This window comes from Actinomadura litoris (assembly GCF_009733595.1).
GTDB classification, from domain to species: domain Bacteria; phylum Actinomycetota; class Actinomycetes; order Streptosporangiales; family Streptosporangiaceae; genus Spirillospora; species Spirillospora litoris.
Genome location: NZ_WOFH01000005.1, coordinates 235704 through 257030, shown reverse-complemented (window position 1 = coordinate 257030; position 21327 = coordinate 235704). Strand labels below are relative to the sequence as shown.

At 72.2% G+C, this 21327-nt stretch carries 16 protein-coding genes; 2 read left to right on the top strand and 14 right to left on the bottom strand.

Annotated elements, in window-relative coordinates; translation table 11 throughout:
* Window positions 1-47: 47 nt before the first annotated feature.
* Window positions 48-2279: an FUSC family protein gene (locus tag GNZ18_RS43675; protein ID WP_156217247.1), complete on the top strand. Its 2232-nt coding sequence runs from the start codon at window positions 48-50 to the stop codon at window positions 2277-2279.
* Here GNZ18_RS43675 and GNZ18_RS15920 read toward each other — a convergent pair.
* The 5 genes from GNZ18_RS15920 to GNZ18_RS15900 all read right to left on the bottom strand — a co-directional run bounded on the left by GNZ18_RS15920 (window position 2276) and on the right by GNZ18_RS15900 (window position 9251).
* Entirely contained in the window at window positions 2276-2743 is a 468-nt protein-coding gene (locus tag GNZ18_RS15920; RefSeq protein ID WP_156217246.1) for a SixA phosphatase family protein, read from the bottom strand. The genes GNZ18_RS43675 and GNZ18_RS15920 overlap by 4 nt on opposite strands.
* A 70-nt stretch (window positions 2744-2813) precedes the next feature.
* Window positions 2814-3956, bottom strand: a complete 1143-nt coding sequence (locus tag GNZ18_RS15915; protein ID WP_156217245.1) for a hypothetical protein — start codon at window positions 3954-3956, stop codon at window positions 2814-2816.
* A 454-nt stretch (window positions 3957-4410) separates the two neighbouring features.
* Window positions 4411-6837 carry a sodium-translocating pyrophosphatase gene (locus tag GNZ18_RS15910; RefSeq protein ID WP_156217244.1) on the bottom strand — a complete coding sequence of 809 codons (2427 nt, stop codon included), beginning with the start codon at window positions 6835-6837 and terminating at the stop codon, window positions 4411-4413.
* Between the two features lie 1603 nt (window positions 6838-8440).
* Window positions 8441-8881: an ATP-binding protein gene (locus GNZ18_RS15905; protein WP_156217243.1), complete on the bottom strand. Its 441-nt coding sequence runs from the start codon at window positions 8879-8881 to the stop codon at window positions 8441-8443.
* A 16-nt stretch (window positions 8882-8897) separates the two neighbouring features.
* Complete coding sequence (locus GNZ18_RS15900; protein WP_214615564.1) at window positions 8898-9251, bottom strand: STAS domain-containing protein; 354 nt, start codon at window positions 9249-9251, stop codon at window positions 8898-8900.
* A 248-nt stretch (window positions 9252-9499) separates the two neighbouring features.
* Between GNZ18_RS15900 and GNZ18_RS15895 the strand changes: the two genes are divergently transcribed.
* Window positions 9500-11809 carry a DNA 3'-5' helicase SftH gene (locus GNZ18_RS15895; protein WP_156217241.1) on the top strand — a complete coding sequence of 770 codons (2310 nt, stop codon included), beginning with the start codon at window positions 9500-9502 and terminating at the stop codon, window positions 11807-11809.
* Here the strand turns inward: GNZ18_RS15895 and GNZ18_RS15890 are convergent.
* The 9 genes from GNZ18_RS15890 to ssd all read right to left on the bottom strand — a co-directional run bounded on the left by GNZ18_RS15890 (window position 11802) and on the right by ssd (window position 20604).
* Entirely contained in the window at window positions 11802-12257 is a 456-nt protein-coding gene (locus GNZ18_RS15890; protein WP_312874551.1) for a DUF6338 family protein, read from the bottom strand. The two genes, GNZ18_RS15895 and GNZ18_RS15890, sit on opposite strands and share 8 nt — an antisense overlap.
* 188 nt (window positions 12258-12445) lie before the next feature.
* Window positions 12446-13798 carry a hypothetical protein gene (locus tag GNZ18_RS15885; RefSeq protein WP_156217239.1) on the bottom strand — a complete coding sequence of 451 codons (1353 nt, stop codon included), beginning with the start codon at window positions 13796-13798 and terminating at the stop codon, window positions 12446-12448.
* Between the two features lie 174 nt (window positions 13799-13972).
* Entirely contained in the window at window positions 13973-14338 is a 366-nt protein-coding gene (locus GNZ18_RS15880; RefSeq protein WP_156217238.1) for an Rv3654c family TadE-like protein, read from the bottom strand.
* Window positions 14339-15390: 1052 nt separating this feature from the next.
* Window positions 15391-15738, bottom strand: a complete 348-nt coding sequence (locus tag GNZ18_RS15875) for a TadE family type IV pilus minor pilin (protein WP_156217237.1) — start codon at window positions 15736-15738, stop codon at window positions 15391-15393.
* Between the two features lie 26 nt (window positions 15739-15764).
* Window positions 15765-15959, bottom strand: a complete 195-nt coding sequence (locus GNZ18_RS15870; RefSeq protein ID WP_216651316.1) for a DUF4244 domain-containing protein — start codon at window positions 15957-15959, stop codon at window positions 15765-15767.
* 102 nt (window positions 15960-16061) lie between these two features.
* The gene (locus tag GNZ18_RS15865) at window positions 16062-16796 is read right to left on the bottom strand and encodes a type II secretion system F family protein (RefSeq protein WP_246249885.1); all 735 of its coding nucleotides are present in this window, start codon (window positions 16794-16796) and stop codon (window positions 16062-16064) included.
* 185 nt (window positions 16797-16981) lie between these two features.
* Window positions 16982-17728, bottom strand: a complete 747-nt coding sequence (locus GNZ18_RS15860) for a type II secretion system F family protein (protein ID WP_156217236.1) — start codon at window positions 17726-17728, stop codon at window positions 16982-16984.
* Window positions 17725-18885, bottom strand: coding sequence for a TadA family conjugal transfer-associated ATPase (locus GNZ18_RS15855; protein ID WP_156217235.1), 1161 nt, complete (start codon window positions 18883-18885; stop codon window positions 17725-17727). The genes GNZ18_RS15860 and GNZ18_RS15855 overlap by 4 nt, the downstream gene beginning before the upstream one ends.
* Window positions 18886-19524: 639 nt before the next feature.
* Entirely contained in the window at window positions 19525-20604 is a 1080-nt protein-coding gene (ssd, locus tag GNZ18_RS15850) for a septum site-determining protein Ssd (RefSeq protein ID WP_156217234.1), read from the bottom strand.
* Between the last annotated feature and the right edge of the window lie 723 nt (window positions 20605-21327).

Here is a 21327-nt window from a genome sequence, read left to right as displayed (position 1 = left end):
GTGGGTATTGGTGATCAGATAGCGGGTCGCCGGACAGCGGAGGCAGCGTGCTCAAGCGTGCGCGGGACGCGTACGCCCAGGTAGAAGGGCAGATCACGCCCTTCTATGGGCTGGCCGCCGCGCTCGCCATGGCGGTGCCGCTGCTCGCCGGGTCGCTGACGGGCCACGCGGCGGAGGGCTCGGTGATCGCGCTCGGCGCGTACCTGGTCGCGCTGCGGGCGCCGGAGGGGCCCTACGGGGCCCGCGCCCGCGATCTCGCCGCGGGCGTCGTCATGGTCGCGGTCGGCGCGGGGGTCGGCGGGGCGCTGTCCGGGCACACCTGGCCCACCGTGATCGTGGTGCCGCCGCTGATCGCGCTGGGCGTGGCCGTCCCGCGGATCGGGGCGACGGCGGGGCTCGCGGTGCTGCTCAGCGCGGTCCGCCCGCCGTCCGCCGACGTCGTCCACACCGGGGCGCTGGAGCTGGTCGGCGGGCTGCTCACCACCGCCCTGCTGCTCGCGCCCTGGCCCGCGCGGCGGCTGCGGCCGCTGCGGGAGGCGCTGTTCGAGGCCGCCGACAAGGTCGCGATGACGCTGGACGCCGTCGCGCAGGACATCGGCGCGTCCGACGAGAGCCCCCTCGACGACGTCCATCCCGACCTGATCGCCGTCACCCGCAAGCCGGACTGGGAGCGGTGCAGGCGCGACGCGTCCGAGGCCCTCACCTCGGCGCGCGCCACCTACGCCCTGTACCGGACGGGGCGCGGCGGCGGCGACCCCACACGTCCCGAGCGGCTGATCGAGGCGCTGTCGCGCGTCCTGCACGAGACCGTGACGTTGCAGGCCGTGCTGGAGGCGGCGCGGAACTACCCGCCGGACCGCGAGTGGGAGCTGGAGGCGCAGACCGCCGTGTCCGCGCTGGCGGCGCGGCTGCGGCTGCTGGCGGGCGCGATCGAGACGTGGGGCGAGGCGCCGCTGGGAGGTGAGGAGTCGGCGGCCGTCCGCCGGATGGGGCGGGCCGCCGAGACGATCAGGCGCGCCGGGCTCGCCGGGGACGAGGACCTCGTCGCGGTCTCGCTGATCGGCCAGGTACGGCGGTCGATCGACCGGATCGCCGGCGAGATCGCGTCCGCGCGGCGGATCGTCGCGGGCGGGCTGCGGATCGGGCTCGGCCACCCCAGGATGCCGGACGCGCCGCACCCCGTCTCGGCGCTGGAGCGGCTGCGCAAGGCCGTCCGGACGCGGTCGCCGAGGTTCCGGCAGGTCTCGCGCGTGTTCGTGACCGCCCTGGTGTCGATGACGCTGGCCGCGGCGCTGCACCTGCCGCACGGTCACTGGATGACGATCACCGCGATGCTGAGCCTGCGCGCGAGCTACGGCGAGACCGTCGACCAGCTCGTCCAGCGCGTGGGCGGCACGGCGGCGGGCTCGGTCATCGCGGCGCTGCTGCTCACGCTCGCGCCCGGCCGCCCCACCACGGCGCTGATCGTCTTCTGCTTCGCGCTGGCGGGGTTCGCGCTGCGCCCGGTGAACTTCACCTACTGGGCGCTGTTCGGGACGCCGCAGGCGATGCTGCTGCTGGACTTCACGGTCCCGGCCGACTGGCGCACGGCGGGCGAGCGGATCGGGCTCACCTTCGCCGGGACCCTGCTGTCGTTCCTCGCGATCTCGCTGCTGTGGCCGACCGGGCACCGCGAGCGGCTGCCCGTCCAGCTCTCGCGGCTGCTGGCGCTGCACGCCGACCTCGTCCGGGCGGCGGCGGACGTGACCGGCGGCGAACGCGTGCGGCTGCCGCACGAGAAGATCGTCGCCGCCGAGGAGGCGGCCGAGGCCGTCGCCGAGACACGGACCCGGCTCTGCCACGAGCGGGTCCCCGACACCAAGCTGATCAACCGGCTCGACACCGTCGTGCGCGCCTCGCACCGGATCCGCGACCACCTGATCGCGGTCGCCCGGATCTCCCGCGAGAAGGCGCCCGACACCGGGCCCGTCCCCGAGATCCTCGACCGGCTCGCGGACACGCTGGAGGAGGCCGCGACCGCGGTGAAGGAACCGCCCGAGGACCGCGAGGCCCCGTCCACGGTCCTGGAGCTGGACGACGAGCTGGCCGGGCTCGACGACTACCTGTCCACGCTCACGCGCCGCCGCCGCGCGGAGATCAAGTCGGGCGTCGACCGGGACGAGCTGACGCCGCTGCGGCACGCCCTCCTCCAGGTGTCGGGCACCCGCTACACGATCAGGGCGCTGCGCCGCGACACCGGACGCGTCATCGACGGATCGCTGGCCGCCGGGTGGTCCTAGTCCTTCGGGGCCCGGACGGTGACCAGCGTTCCGGTGCCGGGCCGCGCGTCCGCCCACGCGCCCGGCAGCCCGATCACCGCGAGCGCGCAGGTCGGGAACGCGTCGGGCGCCTGCCCGGTCAGGTCGTGGACGAGGTGGTGCACCGACGGGTTGTGCCCGACCAGCAGGAGCCTGCCGGCCTCGGCGGGGGTCTCGGCCACCAGGGCGAGCAGCTCGTCGGGGTCGTTGTCGTAGATCTTCGGCTCGACGACCGTATCCGCGTCGATCTTGAGTTGGTCGAGGGTCTCGCGCGTCCGCGTCGCGACCGAGCACAGCACCCGGTCGGGGACGAGGTCGTTCGCGCGCAGCCACTCCCCGGCCGCGGCGGCGTCGCGCCGGCCGCGGTCGGCGAGGGTGCGGTCGATGTCGGGAATCTCCAGGCCGGAGACGGCCTTGGCGTGGCGGAGCACGATGAGCGTCGGCATGGCGCCACCCTAGGCGGTGTCCCGTCCCGGGCGGCATCGGCCAGTCGGCTGCACGCGTGTGCGGCCGAGGTCAGTGGAGGCGCTCGGCGAAGGGCCTTTTCGCGTAGCCGGACGGGTTTCCGGTGCCGCGGCAGGTGATCTGGCCCACCGCCATGACCGTCCGCGTGCCGGGCACCCTGGCCAGGCCCATGACGTCGGCCCGCTCGTCGGATTGGCGCGAGGGGCCTCTCAGGACCGTCCAGCCGCCGTCCCGGAAGTGTCCGTAGCCGGAGGACCCGTAGTCTCCGCCCCCGATCCACACGCCGCCCCGGCCGTCGTCCGCCAGGGCCCCGCCGGTGTAGGGGACGTCGTCGGGGAGCGGGAACTCCTGCCAGGAATCGCCTCCCGTCCAACGGAGCAGGGTCCGCCGTGTGGGCATCGCGTCCCAGCTCCGGTAGGCCCAGGCGAGCGACCTGGAAACGGGGAACAGGTGCTTGATGGTCTGGCCCTCGCGGGGCTGGTCGGGCGGCGAGACGGCCACACCCGTCCAAGAGCGTCCGTCCCAGTGGAGGCTGAACGGCATCCGGCTCCCGCTCCCGCTCCCGCCGCGGTACCACCCGCTGATCCACACGTCGCGGGACGACCGGACGGCGACGCGCTGCGCGACGCCCCGGTCGGGCACCGGCACGGGCACCCTGGCCCACGCGCCGTCCTCCCAGCGCACGGCGGCGTACCGGTCGTTCACCACGTCCACGAGGACCGCCCAGGCCGTCCCGTCGCGCGCCGCCGAGATCGAATACGGGCCGACCTCCACGGGGAAGCTGAAGCCGGGGTCACGCGGGATCTCCGCCTCATGCCAGGCGGAGCCGTCCCAGAAGGCGCTGTAGTAGGTGCCGTACCCCATCAGCCACAGGTGGCGGCGGTCCGCCGCGGCCATGACGACGCCTCCGCCGCCGAAGGGCTCGGGTATGGGGAAGCGGCTCCAGGCACGTCCGTTCCACCTGGCCAGGGCGAGGTTGTAGGCCGTCCCCGCCAGCTCGCCTCCCGCCCACCCCCAGTGGCGGTCCACGAGGGCGAGCGCGTCGAGGGAGGCGACGTCCGCCCCGAGGGAGACCGGCACGTCCTGCCAGGTCGGCACGTCCGCCGAGGCGGCCGTCCGGCCCAGGACGGGGGTGAGGGCGACGGCGGCACCGGCCGTGAGCACGGTCCGGCGGCTGAGATGGTCGGACGACATCCGGGCTCCTGACATCGGACGGGGGAGCGTCACCCGCCACGGTGCCCACCGCCCCGGCGGCCCCTCAAGGTCCGCATCCGGCACGACCGGAAACGGCAACCCCGGTAAACCCGGCCTCACCTGCGAAGCCCAGTCGCCCACCAAAAACGGACACGCCGGATGGAGGTTTTGTCCAGGAGTGCTCAGGGGGCGACGAGCGCCGCGAGGCCCCAGAGCAGGAGCATGATGCCGAGCATCCCGCCGAGCACGAGCGCGAACCCCTTGGGCCCGGACATCGCCGACTTCCCTCCGCTCGCCACCGTCCACCTCCACGCTTCGCCGTTCGGCCGTCCTCCCGGCACGTCCGTGTACAGCGTATGGCCGGGCCCGCATGCCCGCGACACCACCCACCGATGCGGAAGGGCCGGCGGCGCCTCGCGCGCCACCGGCCCTCGATCTCGCCTCTTCCGGACGGTCAGCCCTTGTTCGCCGCCGACCCCTCACCCGCGCGTTCGGCCTCGGTCTCGCCGTTGCGCGGCTCGACGACCGTCGCGCCGCCGATGGACCCGGACGACCCGGAGCCCTCGGCGGCGGGCGGCGCGGTCGGGGCCTCGGCGATCGGGTCGGCGCGCCGCTTGGAGACCACGATCGCGGCGACGACGATGCCCACCGACACGACCGTCACGCCGATGCGCAGCGGGACGTTGCCCGCGTACGTGACGACGGCGTCCGCGACCAGCAGCGCGACCAGGTTCATCACCTTGATCAGCGGGTTGATCGCGGGGCCCGCCGTGTCCTTGAACGGGTCGCCGACCGTGTCGCCGATCACCGTCGCCTCGTGCGCCTCGCTGCCCTTGCCGCCGAGATGCCCCTCCTCGACGAGCTTCTTGGCGTTGTCCCAGGCACCTCCGGAGTTGGACAGGAACACCGCCATCAGCACCCCGGCCGCGATGGCGCCGCCGAGGAAGGCGCCGAGCGGCGCGTACCCGAGCGCGAAGCCGACCGCGATCGGCGTCATGATCGCCAGCAGCCCGGGGGTGGCGAGTTCGCGCTGCGCGTCCCGGGTGCAGATGTCCACCACCCGGTCGTAGTCGGGCTTCTCGGTGTAGTTCATGATCCCGGGCTTGGTGCGGAACTGCTCGCGCACCTCCACCACGACCCGTCCCGCCGCCCGTCCGACCGCCATGATCGCCAGGCCGGAGAACAGGAACACCACGGCCGCGCCGATGATCAGCCCGATCAGCACGTTCGGGTTGTCGATCGACAGGCTGAACACCTTGAAGTCGCCGAGCGCGTCCTTGGCGTCGGCCGAGGCGTCGCCGAGCGCCTCCACGACCGTCGTCCGGAACGAGCCGAACAGCGCGGTCGCCGCCAGCACCGCCGTCGCGATCGCGATGCCCTTGGTGATCGCCTTGGTCGTGTTGCCGACCGCGTCCAGCCGCTCCAGCACCGCCGCGCCCTCGCCCTTGACGTCGCCGGACATCTCGGCGATGCCCTGCGCGTTGTCGGAGACGGGCCCGAAGGTGTCCATCGAGACGATCACGCCGACCGTGGTGAGCAGCCCGGTCCCGGCCATCGCCACCGCGAACAGCGCCACGGTGGTGTTGCCGAAGCCGAGCAGGAACGCCCCGTACACCGCCGCGCCGATCACCAGCGCGGTGTAGACGGCCGACTCCAGCCCCAGCGAGATGCCGGACAGGATGACGGTCGCCGGGCCCGTCCTGGCGCTGCCCGTCACCTCCTGGACGGGCTTGCGGTTCGTCTCGGTGAAGTAGCCGGTGAGCAGCTGGATCGCGCTCGCCAGCACGATCCCGATGATCACTGCGCCGAGCGCGACCCAGCGCGGGTCGGCGTCCAGGTCGCGGATGTCGGGGTCGGTGACGCCGGACAGGTCGGCGAACGAGGAGGGCAGGTAGGCGAACGCCGCGATCGCCACCAGCACCGCCGAGATGATCGCCGAGATGAAGAATCCCCGGTTGATCGCGGACATCCCGGAACGGTCGCCGTCACGGGGCGCGACGGCGAAGATTCCGATCACCGCGGTGATCACGCCGATCATCGGCACGATCAGCGGGAACACCAGGCCCTCGGTGCCGAACGCCGCGGTGCCGAGGATCAGCGCCGCGACCAGCATGACCGCGTAGGACTCGAACAGGTCCGCCGCCATCCCGGCGCAGTCCCCGACGTTGTCGCCCACGTTGTCGGCGATCGTCGCCGCGTTGCGCGGGTCGTCCTCGGGGATGCCCTGCTCGACCTTGCCGACCAGGTCGGCGCCCACGTCCGCGGCCTTGGTGAAGATGCCGCCGCCGACCCGCATGAACATGGCGAGCAGCGCGGCGCCGAAGCCGAAGCCCTCCAGCACCTTGGGGGCGTCGCCCTTGTAGGCGAGGACGACGACCGCCGCGCCGAACAGGCCGAGCCCGACCGTGAACATCCCGGCGACGCCGCCGGTGCGGAACGCGATCCGCATCGCCGTCTTCTCGCCGCCCTCCTCGCGCGCGGCCGCGGCGACCCGGACGTTGCCCCGGACCGCCAGCCACATGCCGGTGAACCCGGTGACGGCCGAGAAGATCGCGCCGATGACGAAGAAGACCGACCGTCCTATCCGTTCGGACGTCGAATCGGCGGGTAGGAGCAACAGAACAAGCGGGATGAGCACGACGAAGACGCCGACCGTGCGGAACTGGCGTTTCAGATAGGCGCTCGCGCCCACCTGGACCGCCCGCGCGATCTCCTGCATCTTCTCCGTGCCCTGGCCCGCGGCCAGCACGTCGCGTACCAGACCTGCGGCGACGGCCAGTGCCAGCAGTGCGATCACGGCGACGACGACGACCAGGGTGAGGTCGCCGCCGCCGAGATCCACGTCTGCGCTGGCCGGGCTTGACAGGGAAAGCCCAGACATCCGTCCTCCTCGACAGGGGCGTTGCGCTCTCAACCGTCCAAAAGACGATCTTTACCGCGTACCCCGCGAGTCATGATTTCGAACGCCTCGCACGGCAGCGCGGGTTCCGGGAGTCTACGCAGGCGGCATGCGAATGAGAAGGCCGCGACCTCCTTTACAGAGATGTCACGGAAAAGCAATGAGCGTTACGCCGGAAATTGACCTTTAAGTGCCGTGGTTCATCATCGCCGCAGGTCAGCAGCGGTCAGTAAGTTCTTGCCCGGCGGATAGCTTGACACGTCCACGCCGCACCCCTCCGCATCAGAGTCACCGGCGTTCCCCATTTAAGCTAGGCATTATCATGGGAAATGTCCAGACCCAAAATCGGGGTATATCAAGATCGACCTACAGAAGATCCCACATGCCGCTCCGGCACCCGGCAACCGCCCCCACCTGAAACACGGTCCGTCCGGAAGACCCAAGAACCGCCCGCAATCCCACCCGCCCCACGCCTCACACAAGGCGGAGGAGCGACGGCCCGGCAAGGAGCGGCCGCGCCTGGCGCGCAGGAGGCGGCCGAGGGCGACCCACGCGGGACGGACGGGCGATCGCCTGAGTCGCCTCCACAGTGACCTGAGCGGTCGCATGCACCAGCCCACCGGAGGCGGACCATCAAGAAGCGATGCCGCCCTCACCCACAACAGCCCAACCCACCAGGCACGGAACGCGAGAACACGGAGAGCGAGAGCGGGCCCGCGAAACGGGACGCGAAGGCGCGGGCCACAAGGCCCCCAGAACTGAACGCGGGAGCGCGGGACGCGGGACGCGGGATGCGGAGCACGGAGCGCGGGACGCGGGGCACGGGCACGGAGTGCGGAGCACGGAGTGCGGGATGCGGGACGCGGGACGCGGGACGCGGGACGCGGGACGCGGGACGCGGGACGCGGGACGCGGGACGCGGGACGCGGGACGCGGGACGCGGAGCACGGAGCACGGAACGCGGGACGCGGAGCACGGAACGCGGGACGCGGAGCACGGAACGCGGGACGCGGAGCACGGAACGCGGGACGCGGGACGCGGGACGCGGAGCACGGAACGCGGGACGCGGGACGCGGGACGCGGAGCACGGAACGCGGGACGCGGAGCACGGAACGCGGAGCACGGGAGCACGGGGCACGGGACGCGGAGTGCGGACGCGGAGCGCGGGGCGAGCAGGAGCCGGGAGCGGGAGCAAGCCTGCGGAGTGGGTCGCGGGGCGCGGGGAACAGGGGCCGGAGCGGCGCAGGGGGTGGGAGCGTGGTCGGGCTTCGTGGGCACGGTCGCCGAGCGGAGCGCCTACCTCATTGACGCAGCCGTCAGGCGAGGGGTTCGGGCGGTTTCAGCCGCCGCCTGAGTGCTTTGGCGGGCCCGGGGTGAGGCGGGGCCGGAGGCGTGCCTCACCCCGGGGGTGATCGCGAAAGGATGCGGTGCCGGTGCGATCACGGCCGGCGTGCGGGCCGCCGGGCGTGCACGAGGGGTCGGGATCGCGGAGACACCGCCGCCGGGCATGCGGTGCCGAGCCGGGCTGGGGCCGGCACGGCCGCCGGGCGAGGCCCTTGCGGGCCTGGGTCGGGACGGGTGCGCCTCAGATCGTCGCCTCGGCCTCGGCGGGCCAGCTCATCCGGATCTGGACGCCCTTGGGCGTGGCCTCGATGTCCACGTCCTCGGCGAGCCCGGCGATGACGGCCAGTCCAAGCTCCGCGGTGCCCTCGCCAAGGCCGTACTCGAATTCCTCCGCGTCGTCGATCGTGGGGAGTCCGCCCGCCGCGTCGTCGCCGGGGACGGTGTCGCTCACGATGACCTCGAAGCGGTGCTCGGTACCGACCAGTTCGAGCCGCACGGGCTCGTCCGGGCAGTGCCGGCGGTGCGCCTCCACGGCACGCGAGCACGCCTCGCCGACCGCGAGCCTGACCTCGTCGAGCAGCGTCTCGGCGACGCCGCTGCGACGGGCTACGGCGGTCACGATCAGCCGAGCGGTCCGGACATGGACGGGCAGCGCACTGAAGGACAGTTCAACGGTCGCCATCTCAGATTCAGGCCGCCTACCTGGCGCCCCTGCGCTTCTCCTCGGCCTCCGCGATCGTGTCGTGAATGCCGAAGACCTTGGTCAGCCCCGTGATCCGGAAGATCTTGAGGATGCGCTCCTGGGTGCACACCAGCTCCAGGGAACCGTCGTGGGCGCGCACCCGCTTGAGCCCGCCGACCAGGACGCCAAGGCCGGTCGAGTCGAGGAACTCCACCTTCTCCATGTCCACGAGCAGATGGAACTTGCCCTTGTTGACCAGGTCGATGAGCTTCTCGCGAAGCTTGGGCGCCGTGTAGACGTCGATCTCGCCCTCCACGTTGATGACGGTGAGGCCATCGTCGGTGGTGTAGTCGTTCACCTTCAGGTCCACAGATCCTCCAGCGCCGTGCAGCACAATCTGATCTCGCATTGTCCGACCCCGGAGCGGCGTTCGGTCGGCGAGACTTAGCCGTGATTCAACCACGCCCCGGCGACGTGCACGCACGTTATCGTCCACTCGGGCGAAAGTTCGCGCCATCCCGTCTGACCTGCTGATCTAATGGTCAGGGCAGGGGGGAAGGGCCCTCCGGCACCGGGGCGTTCCCGTAGTATTGCCCCGGCTGGCAAACTGAAAACCTGATGGGCGCCCAAAGATCCTCACCTCCCCTCGACCGGCTCCTCGCCGACCCCACGCGTCGCGACCGCATCACCCATGTGGAGAGCGTTCCCGCACGTGAGGGCCGTCGCGCGGCATGGCCGGCGTGGTCCACGCCGCTGCTGCTGGAGCGGCTCGCCGTCCAGGGCATCGACGCGCCCTGGCAACATCAGGCGGTCGCGGCCGAGCACGCCCACGCCGGCCGGTCTGTGATCATCGCCACAGGCACCGCGTCCGGCAAATCGCTCGCCTACCTGCTGCCTTCCGTCGCCGCGATCTACGACGGCGAGGAGAACCGCCATCAGGAGGGGACGACCCTCTACCTGTCGCCCACCAAGGCCCTGGCCGCCGACCAGCTCCGCGCCCTGCGCGCCCTCCGGCTCACCCGGGTGCGCGCGGCGACCTACGACGGCGACACCCCTCGGGACGAGCGGACGTGGGTCAGGCAGCACGCGAACTACATCCTGACCAACCCGGACATGCTGCACCGCTCGATCCTGCCCTCCCACGCGCGCTGGTCGTCGTTCCTGCGCCGCCTCCGGTACGTGGTCGTCGACGAGGCGCACGGCTATCGCGGCGTCTTCGGCTCGCACGTCGCGCACGTCCTGCGCCGCCTGCGCCGGTTGTGCGCCCGCTACCACGCGCACCCGACGTTCGTGCTCGCCTCGGCCACCACGTCCGAGCCGGCGAGCGCCGCGTCCCGGCTCACCGGCCTGGACGTGGTCGCCGTCGACGACGACGCGTCCCCCCGGGGCCCCGCCACGTTCGCGCTGTGGGAGCCGCCGCTCACCGAGCTGCGCGGCGAGCGCGGCGCACCGGTCCGCCGGACGGCGACGGCCGAGGCGGGCGACCTGCTCGCCGACCTCGTCGTCGAAGGCGTCCAGACGCTGGCCTTCGTTCGCTCTCGCCGGGGCGCCGAATCGGTCGCGCTCGGGGCGAAGCGGGCACTGCACGAGGTGTCCCCGGACCTCGCCGACCAGGTCGCCGCCTACCGCGCGGGCTACCTCCCCGAGGAGCGCCGCGCCCTCGAAGCCGCCCTGCGCTCCCGCGACCTCGTCGGCCTGGCCAGCACGAACGCGCTCGAACTCGGTGTGGACGTCTCCGGGCTCGACGCCGTCCTGGTCTGCGGCTGGCCCGGCACCCGCGCGTCCCTCTGGCAGCAGGCCGGACGCGCCGGACGCTCCGGACAGGCCGCGCTCTCCGTCCTCGTCGCCCGCGACGACCCGCTCGACACCTTCCTCGTCCACCATCCGGAAGCGATCTTCGGGACACCGGTCGAGGCCACCGTCCTCGACCCGGACAACCCCTACGTCCTCGAACCGCACCTCTGCGCCGCCGCGTCCGAGATGCCGCTCAGCGAGGACGACCGCGACCTCTTCGGCCCCGCGACCGCCGACCTCCTGCCCGACCTCGTCCGCCGCGGCCTCCTGCGCCGCCGCCCCGCCGGCTGGTACTGGACGCGCCGCGACAGGGCCGCCGACCTGGCCGACATCCGCGGCGCGGGCGGCGCTCCCATCCAGGTCGTCGAGGCGATGACCGGACGGCTGCTCGGCACGGTGGACGAGGCGTCCGCCCACACGACCGTCCACGAGGGCGCGATCTACATCCACCAGGGTGACTCGTTCGTCGTCCAGACCCTGGACCTGGACGACTCCGTCGCGCTCGTCGAACCCGCCGACCCCGACTACACGACCACCGCCCGCGACGTCACCGACATCACGATCGCCGAGCGGCTCCGCTCCACGTCCTGGGGCGAGGCGACCCTCTGCTTCGGGACGGTCGACGTCACCCGCCAGGTGGTCGCCTACCAGATGCGCCGCGTCCAGACGGGCGAGATGCTCGGCGAGAAGCCCCTCGACCTGCCGCCCCGCACGCTCCGCACCCGCGCCGTCTGGTGGACGCTCTCCCCGTCCCAGGTCGACGCGCTGGGCGACATCGACCTCGCCGGATCCGCGCACGCCGCCGAGCACGCCTCGATCGGCCTGCTCCCCCTGTTCGCGACCTGCGACCGCTGGGACATCGGCGGCGTCTCCACCGCCGTCCACCCCGACACGGGCCTGCTCACCGTCTTCGTCTACGACGGCCACGAGGGCGGCGCCGGATTCGCCGAACGCGGCTACGGCGACGCGTCCGAATGGCTCCGCGCCACCCGCGACGCGATCGCCGCATGCGAATGCGACTCGGGCTGTCCGTCCTGCATCCAGTCACCCAAGTGCGGCAACGGCAACGACCCCCTGGACAAGCACGGCGCCCTGGACCTCCTCGCCGCGCTCCTGGCGGGGGCCCCTAACTAGGCGCGACCCGCTGAGCGGGGACCGGCGCCTCGTCCATCTCACGCCGCGCCTGGGCGAGCGCCTGCTGAAGTTTGCGGCGCTCCATCTCCAGCGTCTGCAAGGACTGCTCGTGCTCGTCCCGCAGATCCCGCAACTCCCGCCGCATCCCGATCGCCCGCTTGTACCCGAGCGCCGCCACCCCGGCCCCGGCCACGAACACGATCGCCACCACGGCACCCGCCATGAACACGTGCCACTGCTCGGTGACCCCTGGCACGCCGTCCCCGAACAAGGTCAACTGCGCCTCGCCCGTGTCGTCCAGCACGACCGCCGTCCCCACCACCACGGCGGCGAGCGCGATGACCAGCCCCAGGAAGATCATGCGGAGGATCTCCTCTCCATCTGCCGGACGATCCGGGGGGATCCGACTGGCAAGGCAGCCTAGACCCGCCCCCAATCCACCCGCCACCCCCACTCATCCACCCCGCAAAAGCCTCCCCCGCCCCATAGCGGACGCTCCCCGCAGCCGAATCCAGGCGGGCCAGGACGCCGCCGCGAGGTCAACCAGGAGCACCGAGCAACAGGACTCCGCGCAACCCGTCGCGATGACGATGACCGGCCGCCCTCACACCGCAGTACGAAGCCGGCCGCCGGACACTACTTCCGGCGGCGCCCGCGCGAAGGACGGCGACGATCGCCGCTCGCCTCCTCGGAAGAGGGCTCGGCGATACGGACGCTCACGCCGCTGACCGCTCCCTTGGCACCGGAGGCGGGGCGACGTCCGCCCCTCGCCCCCCGCGACGGGGCGGGACGTTCGGCCTCTCCAGCCGTAACGGGAGTCGTCTTGGCGATGGCCTCGGCACGGGCGATCTTCTCGCGCGAGTTCTTGACCCGTTTGCGCCCGGTCCCGCCGCGCGCGACCCGGGCGGCCATGCCGCGGCTGCTCGTCCCGGCCTGGGCGACGCGCAGGCGACGCGTCCAGGTGCCGAGGTGAGCCGCGACGACCAGCAGCACGAGCGCGATGCCGACGCTCCTGCCCCATTGCAGGCGGTCGGTCGCGGCGACGTTCTGGGCCTTCGGGGCTTCGGCGAGCTGCGGCGTCGGGTAGGCGAAGCCGGGCGTCGCCCCGTCGGGCTGGACGGACGGCAAGGTGATCGGCGAATCGGTGTTGAACGGGGTCAGCGGGTTCCCGCTGCTGGAAGGTGCGGAGCCCGCGGCGCCCGATGGGAGCCGACCCGTGGACCCGGCCGGCGATGAACCGGTCACGCCCCCGTTGACCGTGGCATTCACGGAGGCCGCCCCCGAATAGACAGGGCCGGGATCCCCGCCGGGGCGCTTCGCTCGGATGCCCACCGAGACGGGCCCGCTCGCCTGGGTCACCGGAAGGCTGGCGGAGCAGCGCGCGCCCGAGCAGAACGAACCCACCGATCCCGACTTGGACTGCACGCCCGTCCCGGCCAACGCGTAGCCGTTGAGGTCCTCCTCGGAGCCGCGGTTCCACTTCACCACGAGCTTGCCGCCCGACACCTTCGCGGTCGCCCCGCTGGGGACGGCCGGCGGGATACGAACGGTGAAGACGCTGGAGTCGTAGACGCGGTGGGTCACCGCCCCCTTCAACTGGACCGTGTACTTCCCGTTCCTACTGATCTGTACGGGGGCCGACATGGTGCCCGACAGCAAACGCTCCTTGAGCAGCCTGTCGCCGCTCCCGGGCGCGATGACCCGCAGCTGCATGCTGACCGCGAAGTCGAAGTGGGCGCTGGCGGTGACCTGGGAACCGCTCGTGATGACGGTGCCGCTGGCCGGTGCCGTGACGCTCGATTCGGCGGCTTGGGCGGGAACCGCGGTGAGTACCGGGAAGCTCATCGCAAGGGGCGTCGCGAGGGCGACCACGCCGATCCTGCGGATGATTGTCACGGCCCCAATCCCTTCATCGAGCAACCCGCCGCCGGGCTCTCCCCGCTTCGCCCAGCCGTTAAACAGCTGGGGGCGGGGGACCGATGCGGCCACCGTGTCGAGTGATGACTGTGCGCTTAGGCAGCGTAACGTACCAGCCGGTAGCAAAAGTCACAGCTCGATGACAAAGCAGCGCAAGAACCATGCCCGACCTCGTACCTCTCCCTCCAAAGCACCCGTTTCCCCACCATTCGCCACCCCACCCCCACCCGGCTCGGGAGAGGGCTCCTACTCGACGGGACCGGCCCTGGCCCGGGACCCGACACGCACCGCGCCGACGCCCAGCGGCACTCTCAGCGCCAGCGTGACGGAGACGTCGACCGTCCCGTCCTTGACCGCGCATCGCGCGACGCGCGCCCCGGATTCGGCCGCGATGCCCCGCGCCCTCGCACACGCGGCCGCGGCCCCCTCCGGCACTCGCGCGGCCGCCGCCAACGCCGCGAGATCAGCCGCCGCGTCCGCGTGGTGCCGGGCCGCCCGCACCCCACCCACGGCCATGGCACTCACCCCGACCAGCCAGATGATCGCCGTGAAGGTCAGAACCCACAACGTAGCGGCCCCCCGATCACGCTCCCCGCCCTTCAGAACGCGCACGCCACCCCTCCCTCAGCCGCACAACGGATCTCCCGACTTCCTCACCACTCCCGCCCGGGTCGCTCCCTGCCTGCGACGAGCTCCTACTCTCAGTCGGCCGCCGCCGAAGGCGCGTCGCCAGCAGTCCCCGCTCGGGAAGTGCTCCTTCCTGAAGAGTGCTCTCCGTCGCCGAGCCGCACTCCCTCGCTGATTAGCTCCTGCTCGGGATGGTTGAGCACTGCGGCTTCAGCGGCCCCAACCACTGAAGCCGCAGCATCAGCCCGCCCAGCAGAACCACCTTCCTTCGTAAGAACCTCCTTCCACAGCACCAGAAGGAGCGGCGGCCGGGCAGGCCGGACGACGCCTTCCTTCGCAAGAACGCCTTCCACCGCAGGCATTCACCTCACCGCGGACGTAGGCCCGCTGGGCCGCGACCCTCGCGGAACGTGCACCCCACCGAGGCATGGGCCCTGCTGGGGCGCGGGCCAGACGGAACGGAGCCCCACCGGAGCGGGCCCAGGCGGAGCGTGGTCCCTGCGGCTTCAGCGGCGCCAAACACTGAAGCCGCAGTGCTCAACCAGCCCGGAAGAGGAGTCTTCCTTTCGCTAGGACGCCCTTCCGCACACAGGCCTCCACCTCGCCCAGAAACGTGGACCCGTCGGGACACGGCCCTACCGAGACGCGACCCCCGCCAAAACGCGACCCCCGCCGAGACGCTGCCCCCCGAAACGCGACCCCCGCCGACACGGGGCCCTCCTGGGCGCGCTACCCAGGCGGGACGTAGACCTCGTGGAACATGTCCCTGCCAAGCGTGGGTCCTGCTGGGGTGCGACCCCGGCGGAACCTGGCCCGGCAGAACCCGGTCCAGCGGAACGGGGCCCGGCAGAACCTGGCCCGGCCGCACACCCGGCGGAACGTGGCTTGGTGGAACATGCCCGGCGCCGCGTGGGCCCGCCAGAACATGCTGGCAGGGCATGGGTCGGCGGATGTGGGCCCTGTTGGGACGGGGACCCGGCAGGGCTCGGTCCTGTGGGACTTGGCCCACGGGGGTGGGGGCTCTGGTGGGGTGTGGGTTAGGTGGTTGCCTCCTCTAGGGCGCCTGGTTCGGTGGCGGCGGTGGCGTGGGCGTGGATGACCAGCGGCGGCAGCCTGGACGCTGCGGGGGCCTGGACCGGGGCCGAGATGTCGACCTGTACCGTCGCCGCGTCTCGCCGGACCTCCACTGAGGCGCCGGCGGGTACGGCTTCGACGATCAAGGCGCGGACGGCGGCGAGAGGTTCGCCTCGTGCCGCCGCGCGGGCGCCGGCGCGGGCCGCGTCCACACATGTGAGCTGGACGGACGCGGCCAGCACTCCCCACAGCGCCAGCGCGGTGATCAGGACCAGGGTCGGCAGCGCCACGGCGATCTCCGCCGTCGCCATGCCCCGCTCGCGCTCGGCCCGGTCGCTCAGCCGGCGAACTGGAGCGCCTTCTCGATGATTCCGGTCAGCATGTCCTTCACCTCCGAACTCGTTACGATCTTGAAGAGCAGACCGGCGAACGCCACCGCCGCGATCGTGCCGACGGCGTACTCCGCGGTCGACATGCCTTCGTCTCTGGCCGTGTTGCGCCACCGTCGCACCACCATGTCGATCGCCCGCATCAGGTTCCTTTCCTTGCTGGTGGACGCTCGATCGCGTCCGTTCTCAGCCTGCTGGGCCGCGACGGTGAGTGACAGGTGAACGTCGTTCTGTGGATAGGCGCGCTACGGGATGAGGATCGTCGAGGCGATTCCGGCGATGGCCGGCACGACTCCGAGGAGGACGAACGCGGGGAGGAAGCACAGGCCGAGCGGGGCGAGCGCGCGGATGCCCGCTGCTCGGGCCCGCTCGGCCGCGGCCGTGCGGGCGACGCGACGCTGGTCGCGCGCGAGGCGGCTGAGGGACGGGGCCAGCGCGGCGCCGCTTGAGGTCGCGCGGACCGCACTGCGTGCCAGGGGCGCCAGCATCGGTTCCTTCGCCAGGGCCTGCCAGGCGTCTGTGGGATCGGCGCCCAGGCGGATCTGGATGGCGACGCCGCGCAGTTCGTCCCCGAGCGGCCCACCGACGGCGTCCGCGACTGCTTCGACCGCGTCATGCCAGGGCGTCCCGCCTCGCAGGCAGGCCGCCAGGAGGTCGACCGCAACGGGAAGGTCCGCGACGAGTCGCGCCTGTCTGCGCTTCCGCTCGGCGCTTCCGAGACGGGTGAAGGAGTGCCAGACCCCCAGACCGGTCAAGGCGCCCAGCACCATGCCTGGGAGGCCGCCGAACACCACGACGCAGAGCAGGGCCGCGGCGGCGGACGCGGCGCGCCGCAGGAAGAGGTCGCGGCGTTGAGCTTCTGCTTTGCGGCAGGTGATTCTGCCGGGGGCGGGTGCGGTGTAGCGGTTGCCAGGGGGTGGACGGCTGGAGGCTTGGGCGTCTCTTCGCTGTGCTTCGAGAGGGCACGTGTCTGGTCGCATGCTGGGGTCGCAGCACCTTCTGTCGCCTGGTTGCCGGTCAGCGCGCTTGCTCGGGGCCGCATGCCTGGGTGAGGCCCGGGACAGTTGGCCCGCGAGTCTTCGGGTGGCGGCGCTTGTGGTCTTGGGCCAGAGGAAGCCGGCCCCGGCCGCGCAGAGCACGATCACGAGGACTGTCATCGATTCGCCTATCTCCTTGAGGTGCGAGAGGGCCGACCTGGAGATTCGGCAGCTCTGGCCAGGCGCCGCGTCCACCACAGGCCCGTCGCGTTGAGGCCCACGCCGGTGGTGAGACATGCGAGGCCGGCGAGCGAGCCGCAGAGGAAGGAGACCGGGTGGGCGCCGAGGGCCGCGGCCATGGCGACGCCGAGCAGGGGCAGGGCCGCCAGGAGGCGCGCAGTGGCGCGCGGGCCCGCCAGCTGGACGGTCACGTCCTGGCGCTGGGCTTCCTCGTCGCGGAGGGCGGCGGCCAGGCCGTCCAGGACGGTGGCGAGCGTGCCGCCGCGCTCGGCGCCGATGCGCCAGCAGGCCGCCAGGAGGCGCAGGCCCTCCGCTCCTGGTTGGTCCGCTGAACGCTCCAGGTGATCGGGCATTTCGTCGTGGCCGGAGGGAGGTGGACGCGGAGGGTTGAGGAGGGTCTTGGAAACGTGCGGGTCCAGGGAGGTCGCGGAGGCTCTGAACGCCTCGTGCGGGGTGCGTCCGGCGGCGAGTTCGGCGGCCATGCCGTCGCAGAGTTCGATGACCGCGGTCCGCCATCGGTGGGGGAGGCTCCTGCGCTCCCCGTACTCCTTGATCTTGGATCTGAGCAGGTTCTCGGCGGGCGGCTGCGCGGGAGTGAGCAGGCGGTCAAGACGCCGGGTCGCCTGGGACGGCGTCAGCAGCGTCCAGACGGTGGCCGAGGAGAAGAGCGCGGCCAGCCCTGTCGCGCTGATCATGCGGCCCTCCGTCGGGCGCGCAGGCGGCTGTCGAGGTCCGAGGCGCCGGTGTCCGCGACCGTTTCGCCGTCGGTGGAGAACGTCACTGCCGGGACGGCCCTGACCAGGCCGTCGGTCCCCCTGCGCAGAAGGTGGATCTCAGCCACCCGGCGTCGGCCACCGCCTGGTTCACGGACGAGGTGGACGACGATGTCCAGAGCGGCGGCGAGCTGGCTGTGCACGGCTTCGCGGGTAAGGCCCGCGGCGCAGGCCAGTGCTTCGAGACGGGCTGGGACATCCGCCGCCGTGTTCGCGTGCAGGGTGCCGCAACCGCCTTCGTGCCCGGTGTTCAGCGCTTGCAGGAAAGCTGCGATTTCGGGGCCTCTGGCCTCGCCTACGACGAGGCGGTCTGGACGCATGCGCAACGCTTGGCGAACCAGGTCGTTCAGCGTCACTTCTCCTGCGCCCTCGACGTTCGGGGGCCGGGCTTCGAGCCGGACCACGTGGGGATGGTCGGGTCTCAGCTCTGCTGAATCCTCCACCAGGACGAGCCGTTCGGTGGGGTCGGCCAAGCTGAGAAGGCTGCTGAGCAGGGTCGTCTTCCCCGAACCCGTTCCCCCTGTGACCAAGAACCGGGCACGGGACTCGATCAGTGCGGCCAGGAGCGCCGCGCCCTCCGGAGGGATCGTCTTCCTCTCGACCAGCTCGTCCAGGGTGAAGGCCTGGCGGCGCGGGAGGCGCAGCGAGAGGCAGGTGCCGCTCGGCGCGATCGGCGGCAGGACGGCGTGCAGCCGGATTCCGCCTGGCAGCCGCGCGTCGGCGTAGGGGGAGGCGTCGTCCAGGCGCCGTCCGGCCGCGGCGGTGAGACGTTGGGCGAGACGCCGGAGGGTCGCCTCGTCCTGGAAGCGCAGGGAGGTGCGGACCAGGCCGCCGCCCGCGTCGATCCATACCTCCCGGGGACCGTTCACCAGGACGTCGGTGATCTCCGGAGAACGCAGCAGCGGCTCCAGGGGACCGGCTCCCACGAAGTCGGCGCGTAACTCGTCGGCCAGCGTCAGCACCTCACGGTCGCCCAGCAGCCGCTCCTCGGCCCGCAGCGCCGCCGCGACCCGTCCGGCCGTGGCCTCACCGCCGGTGTCGGCGAGCCGGTCGCGCACAGCCTCGGACAACCTGGTCATGCCATCCCTCCCCACGCTCGCGGCGTCCTGGACGTCCTCATCCGGGCCGCTCTCCGTTCCATCACTTCGTGCCATCGCGCAGCACACCTCGTCCAAGCCGGCGCACCCGCGCGCCACCCGTTCTGCCTGCGGGTGCTCGCGCCTTCCGTACGCTTCTTCGCTCGGAGCCGCTCGCCGTGGGGGCTCGCGCGCGTGCGCATCGCATGTCCCTCAGGCCGTTCCAGTACATGGTCACCACCTCCCGCGCCGAGCCAGGTCGCGCGTGCCTCGCGGACGGACTCGCGGTTCCCCACTTCGTTCGGAGCCGCTCGCCGTGGGGCCTCCCCCCGTGCGCACCGCATGTCCCTCAAGCCGTTCCAGTACATGGTCACCACCTCCCGCGCCGAGCCAGGTCGCGCGTGCCTCGCAGGCGCCTCGCGGTTCCCCACTTCGTTCGGAGCCGCTCGCCGTGGGGGCTCGCGCGCGTGCGCATCGCATGTCCCTCAGGCCGTTCCAGTACATGGTCACCACCTCCCGCGCCGAGCCAGATCGCGCGTGCCTCGCGGACGCCTCGCGGTTCTCCACGGAGCTTGCCCTTACGCCTGGGGCGGGCTGTCCGTCTGGGTTTGCCTGGACTTGTTGGGCCTTGTTGCCGGGGGGTTAGGCGGCTTCTGCCTGGTGTTCGGGGCGGGGTAGGGGGAGGTCGGTCAGGAGGTGGGTGCAGAAGTCGGCCAGGGGGCCTCGGCGGCAGGCGCGGGGGAGGTGGCCTTCGTCCAGGGCGGTGGGGAGGCGGCGGTCGCGGTCGAAGGTGCCGGCGGGTGGGAGGTCGAGCGCTCTGGCGATCATCTCGGGGGTCAGGCCGCCGGGGGCCGGGCCCTGGACGACGAGGCGGACGTCGGTGGTGTCGCGGCGGAGGGCGGTCGCGAGGCCGTCGGCGGCGACGGTGGCGCGGACCTCGGCGGGGACGAGGAGGTAGGTGGTGTCGGCGGTGTGCAGGGCCATGCGGCCGAGGTCGCCGGGCTGGCGGGGGACGTCCGCGATGATCAGGTCGAAGCCGCGGGCGGCGGCGTCGAGGACCGCGTGGGCCGCGTCCCGGTGGATCGGGACGGGTTCGCCGCGGCGCCAGGAGAGGACGGACAGCTCGCCGATGCTGGGCAGGGCCTCGCGGAGCACGCCGGTGTTGAGGCGGCCCCGGCGGTCGGCGAGGTCGTGCCAGCGGGCGCCCTCGTGCTCCTCCAGGCCGAACAGGAGGTCGATGCCGCCGCCGAACGGGTCGGCGTCGACGAGGAGGGTGCGCAGGCCGGTGCTCGCGGCGGTCAGGCCGAGGGCGGCGGCGAGGACGCTGGCTCCGGCGCCGCCTCGGGAGCCGACGACGCAGACGGTGGACCCGAGGGCGCCGTCGGGCTCGGCGGCGGCGGCGAAGGCGTTGATCAGCCAGTCTTCGTGGTCGGGGAGCCGGACGACGTCCTGGGCGCCGACCTCGACCGCCGTGCGGTAGGTCTCGGACGTGGCGTCCGCGCCCGTGACCAGCACGATGCCCTGGCGGCGCGGGAGTGCCGCGCAAGCGAGCTCCGCCGCCGAGTCGGCGCCCACCAGGACCAGGGGCGGCCAGGCCCAGGCGAATCGGGCCTCGTCGGCGCCGTGGGCGACCTCGGCCCGTGTGCCGGCTGCGGCGGCGAGCCTGAGCAGGGCGTCGGCGATCATGGGGTCGCTCGTGACGATCAGCGCGGCCGGGTCCATCGGATCCTCCTCGTCGTCCGGAGGACTCCACCCTGCGGTCCGCCCCGGGGCCCGCGGAAGAGGTCGCGCCAACTGTGGATAACCTCGCCCGCCCCCACAAGGCGGCGGCCGGGCGGCGGTGCCGCCCGGCCGCACTCCATGTCTTGGCGACCCCCGCCGGGGGGGATAGCGGGGGTCGCCGTAACGGTCCGGCTCCGGGGGGGGTAGAGCCGGCCCGTCTTTCCAAGAAAGTCTCAGGAAGATCGGGTTGTGCCGCGCAAGCTCGATCTATAGGAGAGGCAAACTCGCCGTCTCCAGTCTAGGTGGATACAACATATGCTGCCCGATCGCCGCGAGTTCCGTCGAGTCACAAACTGGAGCCGGATCTAACGGTTTTTCTCGTCCCGCTAGGGCGATCCACCTCCGTCGGGGGCGGGGAAGCGGCGCCCGCCTGTGCCGTCTCCGCCCCGTCTTCCGCAACGCGACGGGAGTGGGAGCGTACAGGAGAACTAAAGATCTTTCGCTGATCGGCGCGCGAAAGGAATCGATCACAGCGTGTGATCGATTCCTGAAGCCGCAGATAGTCCGAAATAGTTAGTTACATCCCCGTTCCCTGGCGCAGGCTGCGATGACGTCGTCGCGGGAGGCGTTCCCAATGGCGCGCCCGCTTTGCGAATAGGGGGTTGTCATCTGGGCAAACGAGGCGTAGACAAGGGCTACGGACCATGTGTCCGAGCACGGCAG

Excerpts from the sequence above, each read along its gene's own strand:
- GNZ18_RS15920 (WP_156217246.1), bottom strand. The coding sequence starts at position 2,743 with ATGCCGACGCTCATCGTGCTCCGCCACGCCAAGGCCGTCTCCGGCCTG.
- GNZ18_RS15915 (WP_156217245.1), bottom strand. The coding sequence starts at position 3,956 with ATGTCGTCCGACCATCTCAGCCGCCGGACCGTGCTCACGGCCGGTGCC.
- GNZ18_RS15910 (WP_156217244.1), bottom strand. The coding sequence starts at position 6,837 with ATGTCTGGGCTTTCCCTGTCAAGCCCGGCCAGCGCAGACGTGGATCTC.
- GNZ18_RS15905 (WP_156217243.1), bottom strand. The coding sequence starts at position 8,881 with ATGGCGACCGTTGAACTGTCCTTCAGTGCGCTGCCCGTCCATGTCCGG.
- GNZ18_RS15895 (WP_156217241.1), top strand. The coding sequence starts at position 9,500 with ATGGGCGCCCAAAGATCCTCACCTCCCCTCGACCGGCTCCTCGCCGAC.
- GNZ18_RS15875 (WP_156217237.1), bottom strand. The coding sequence starts at position 15,738 with ATGGCGACGGCGGAGATCGCCGTGGCGCTGCCGACCCTGGTCCTGATC.
- GNZ18_RS15870 (WP_216651316.1), bottom strand. The coding sequence starts at position 15,959 with ATGCGGGCGATCGACATGGTGGTGCGACGGTGGCGCAACACGGCCAGA.
- GNZ18_RS15865 (WP_246249885.1), bottom strand. The coding sequence starts at position 16,796 with ATGCGACCAGACACGTGCCCTCTCGAAGCACAGCGAAGAGACGCCCAA.
- GNZ18_RS15860 (WP_156217236.1), bottom strand. The coding sequence starts at position 17,728 with ATGATCAGCGCGACAGGGCTGGCCGCGCTCTTCTCCTCGGCCACCGTC.
- GNZ18_RS15855 (WP_156217235.1), bottom strand. The coding sequence starts at position 18,885 with ATGACCAGGTTGTCCGAGGCTGTGCGCGACCGGCTCGCCGACACCGGC.
- ssd (WP_156217234.1), bottom strand. The coding sequence starts at position 20,604 with ATGGACCCGGCCGCGCTGATCGTCACGAGCGACCCCATGATCGCCGAC.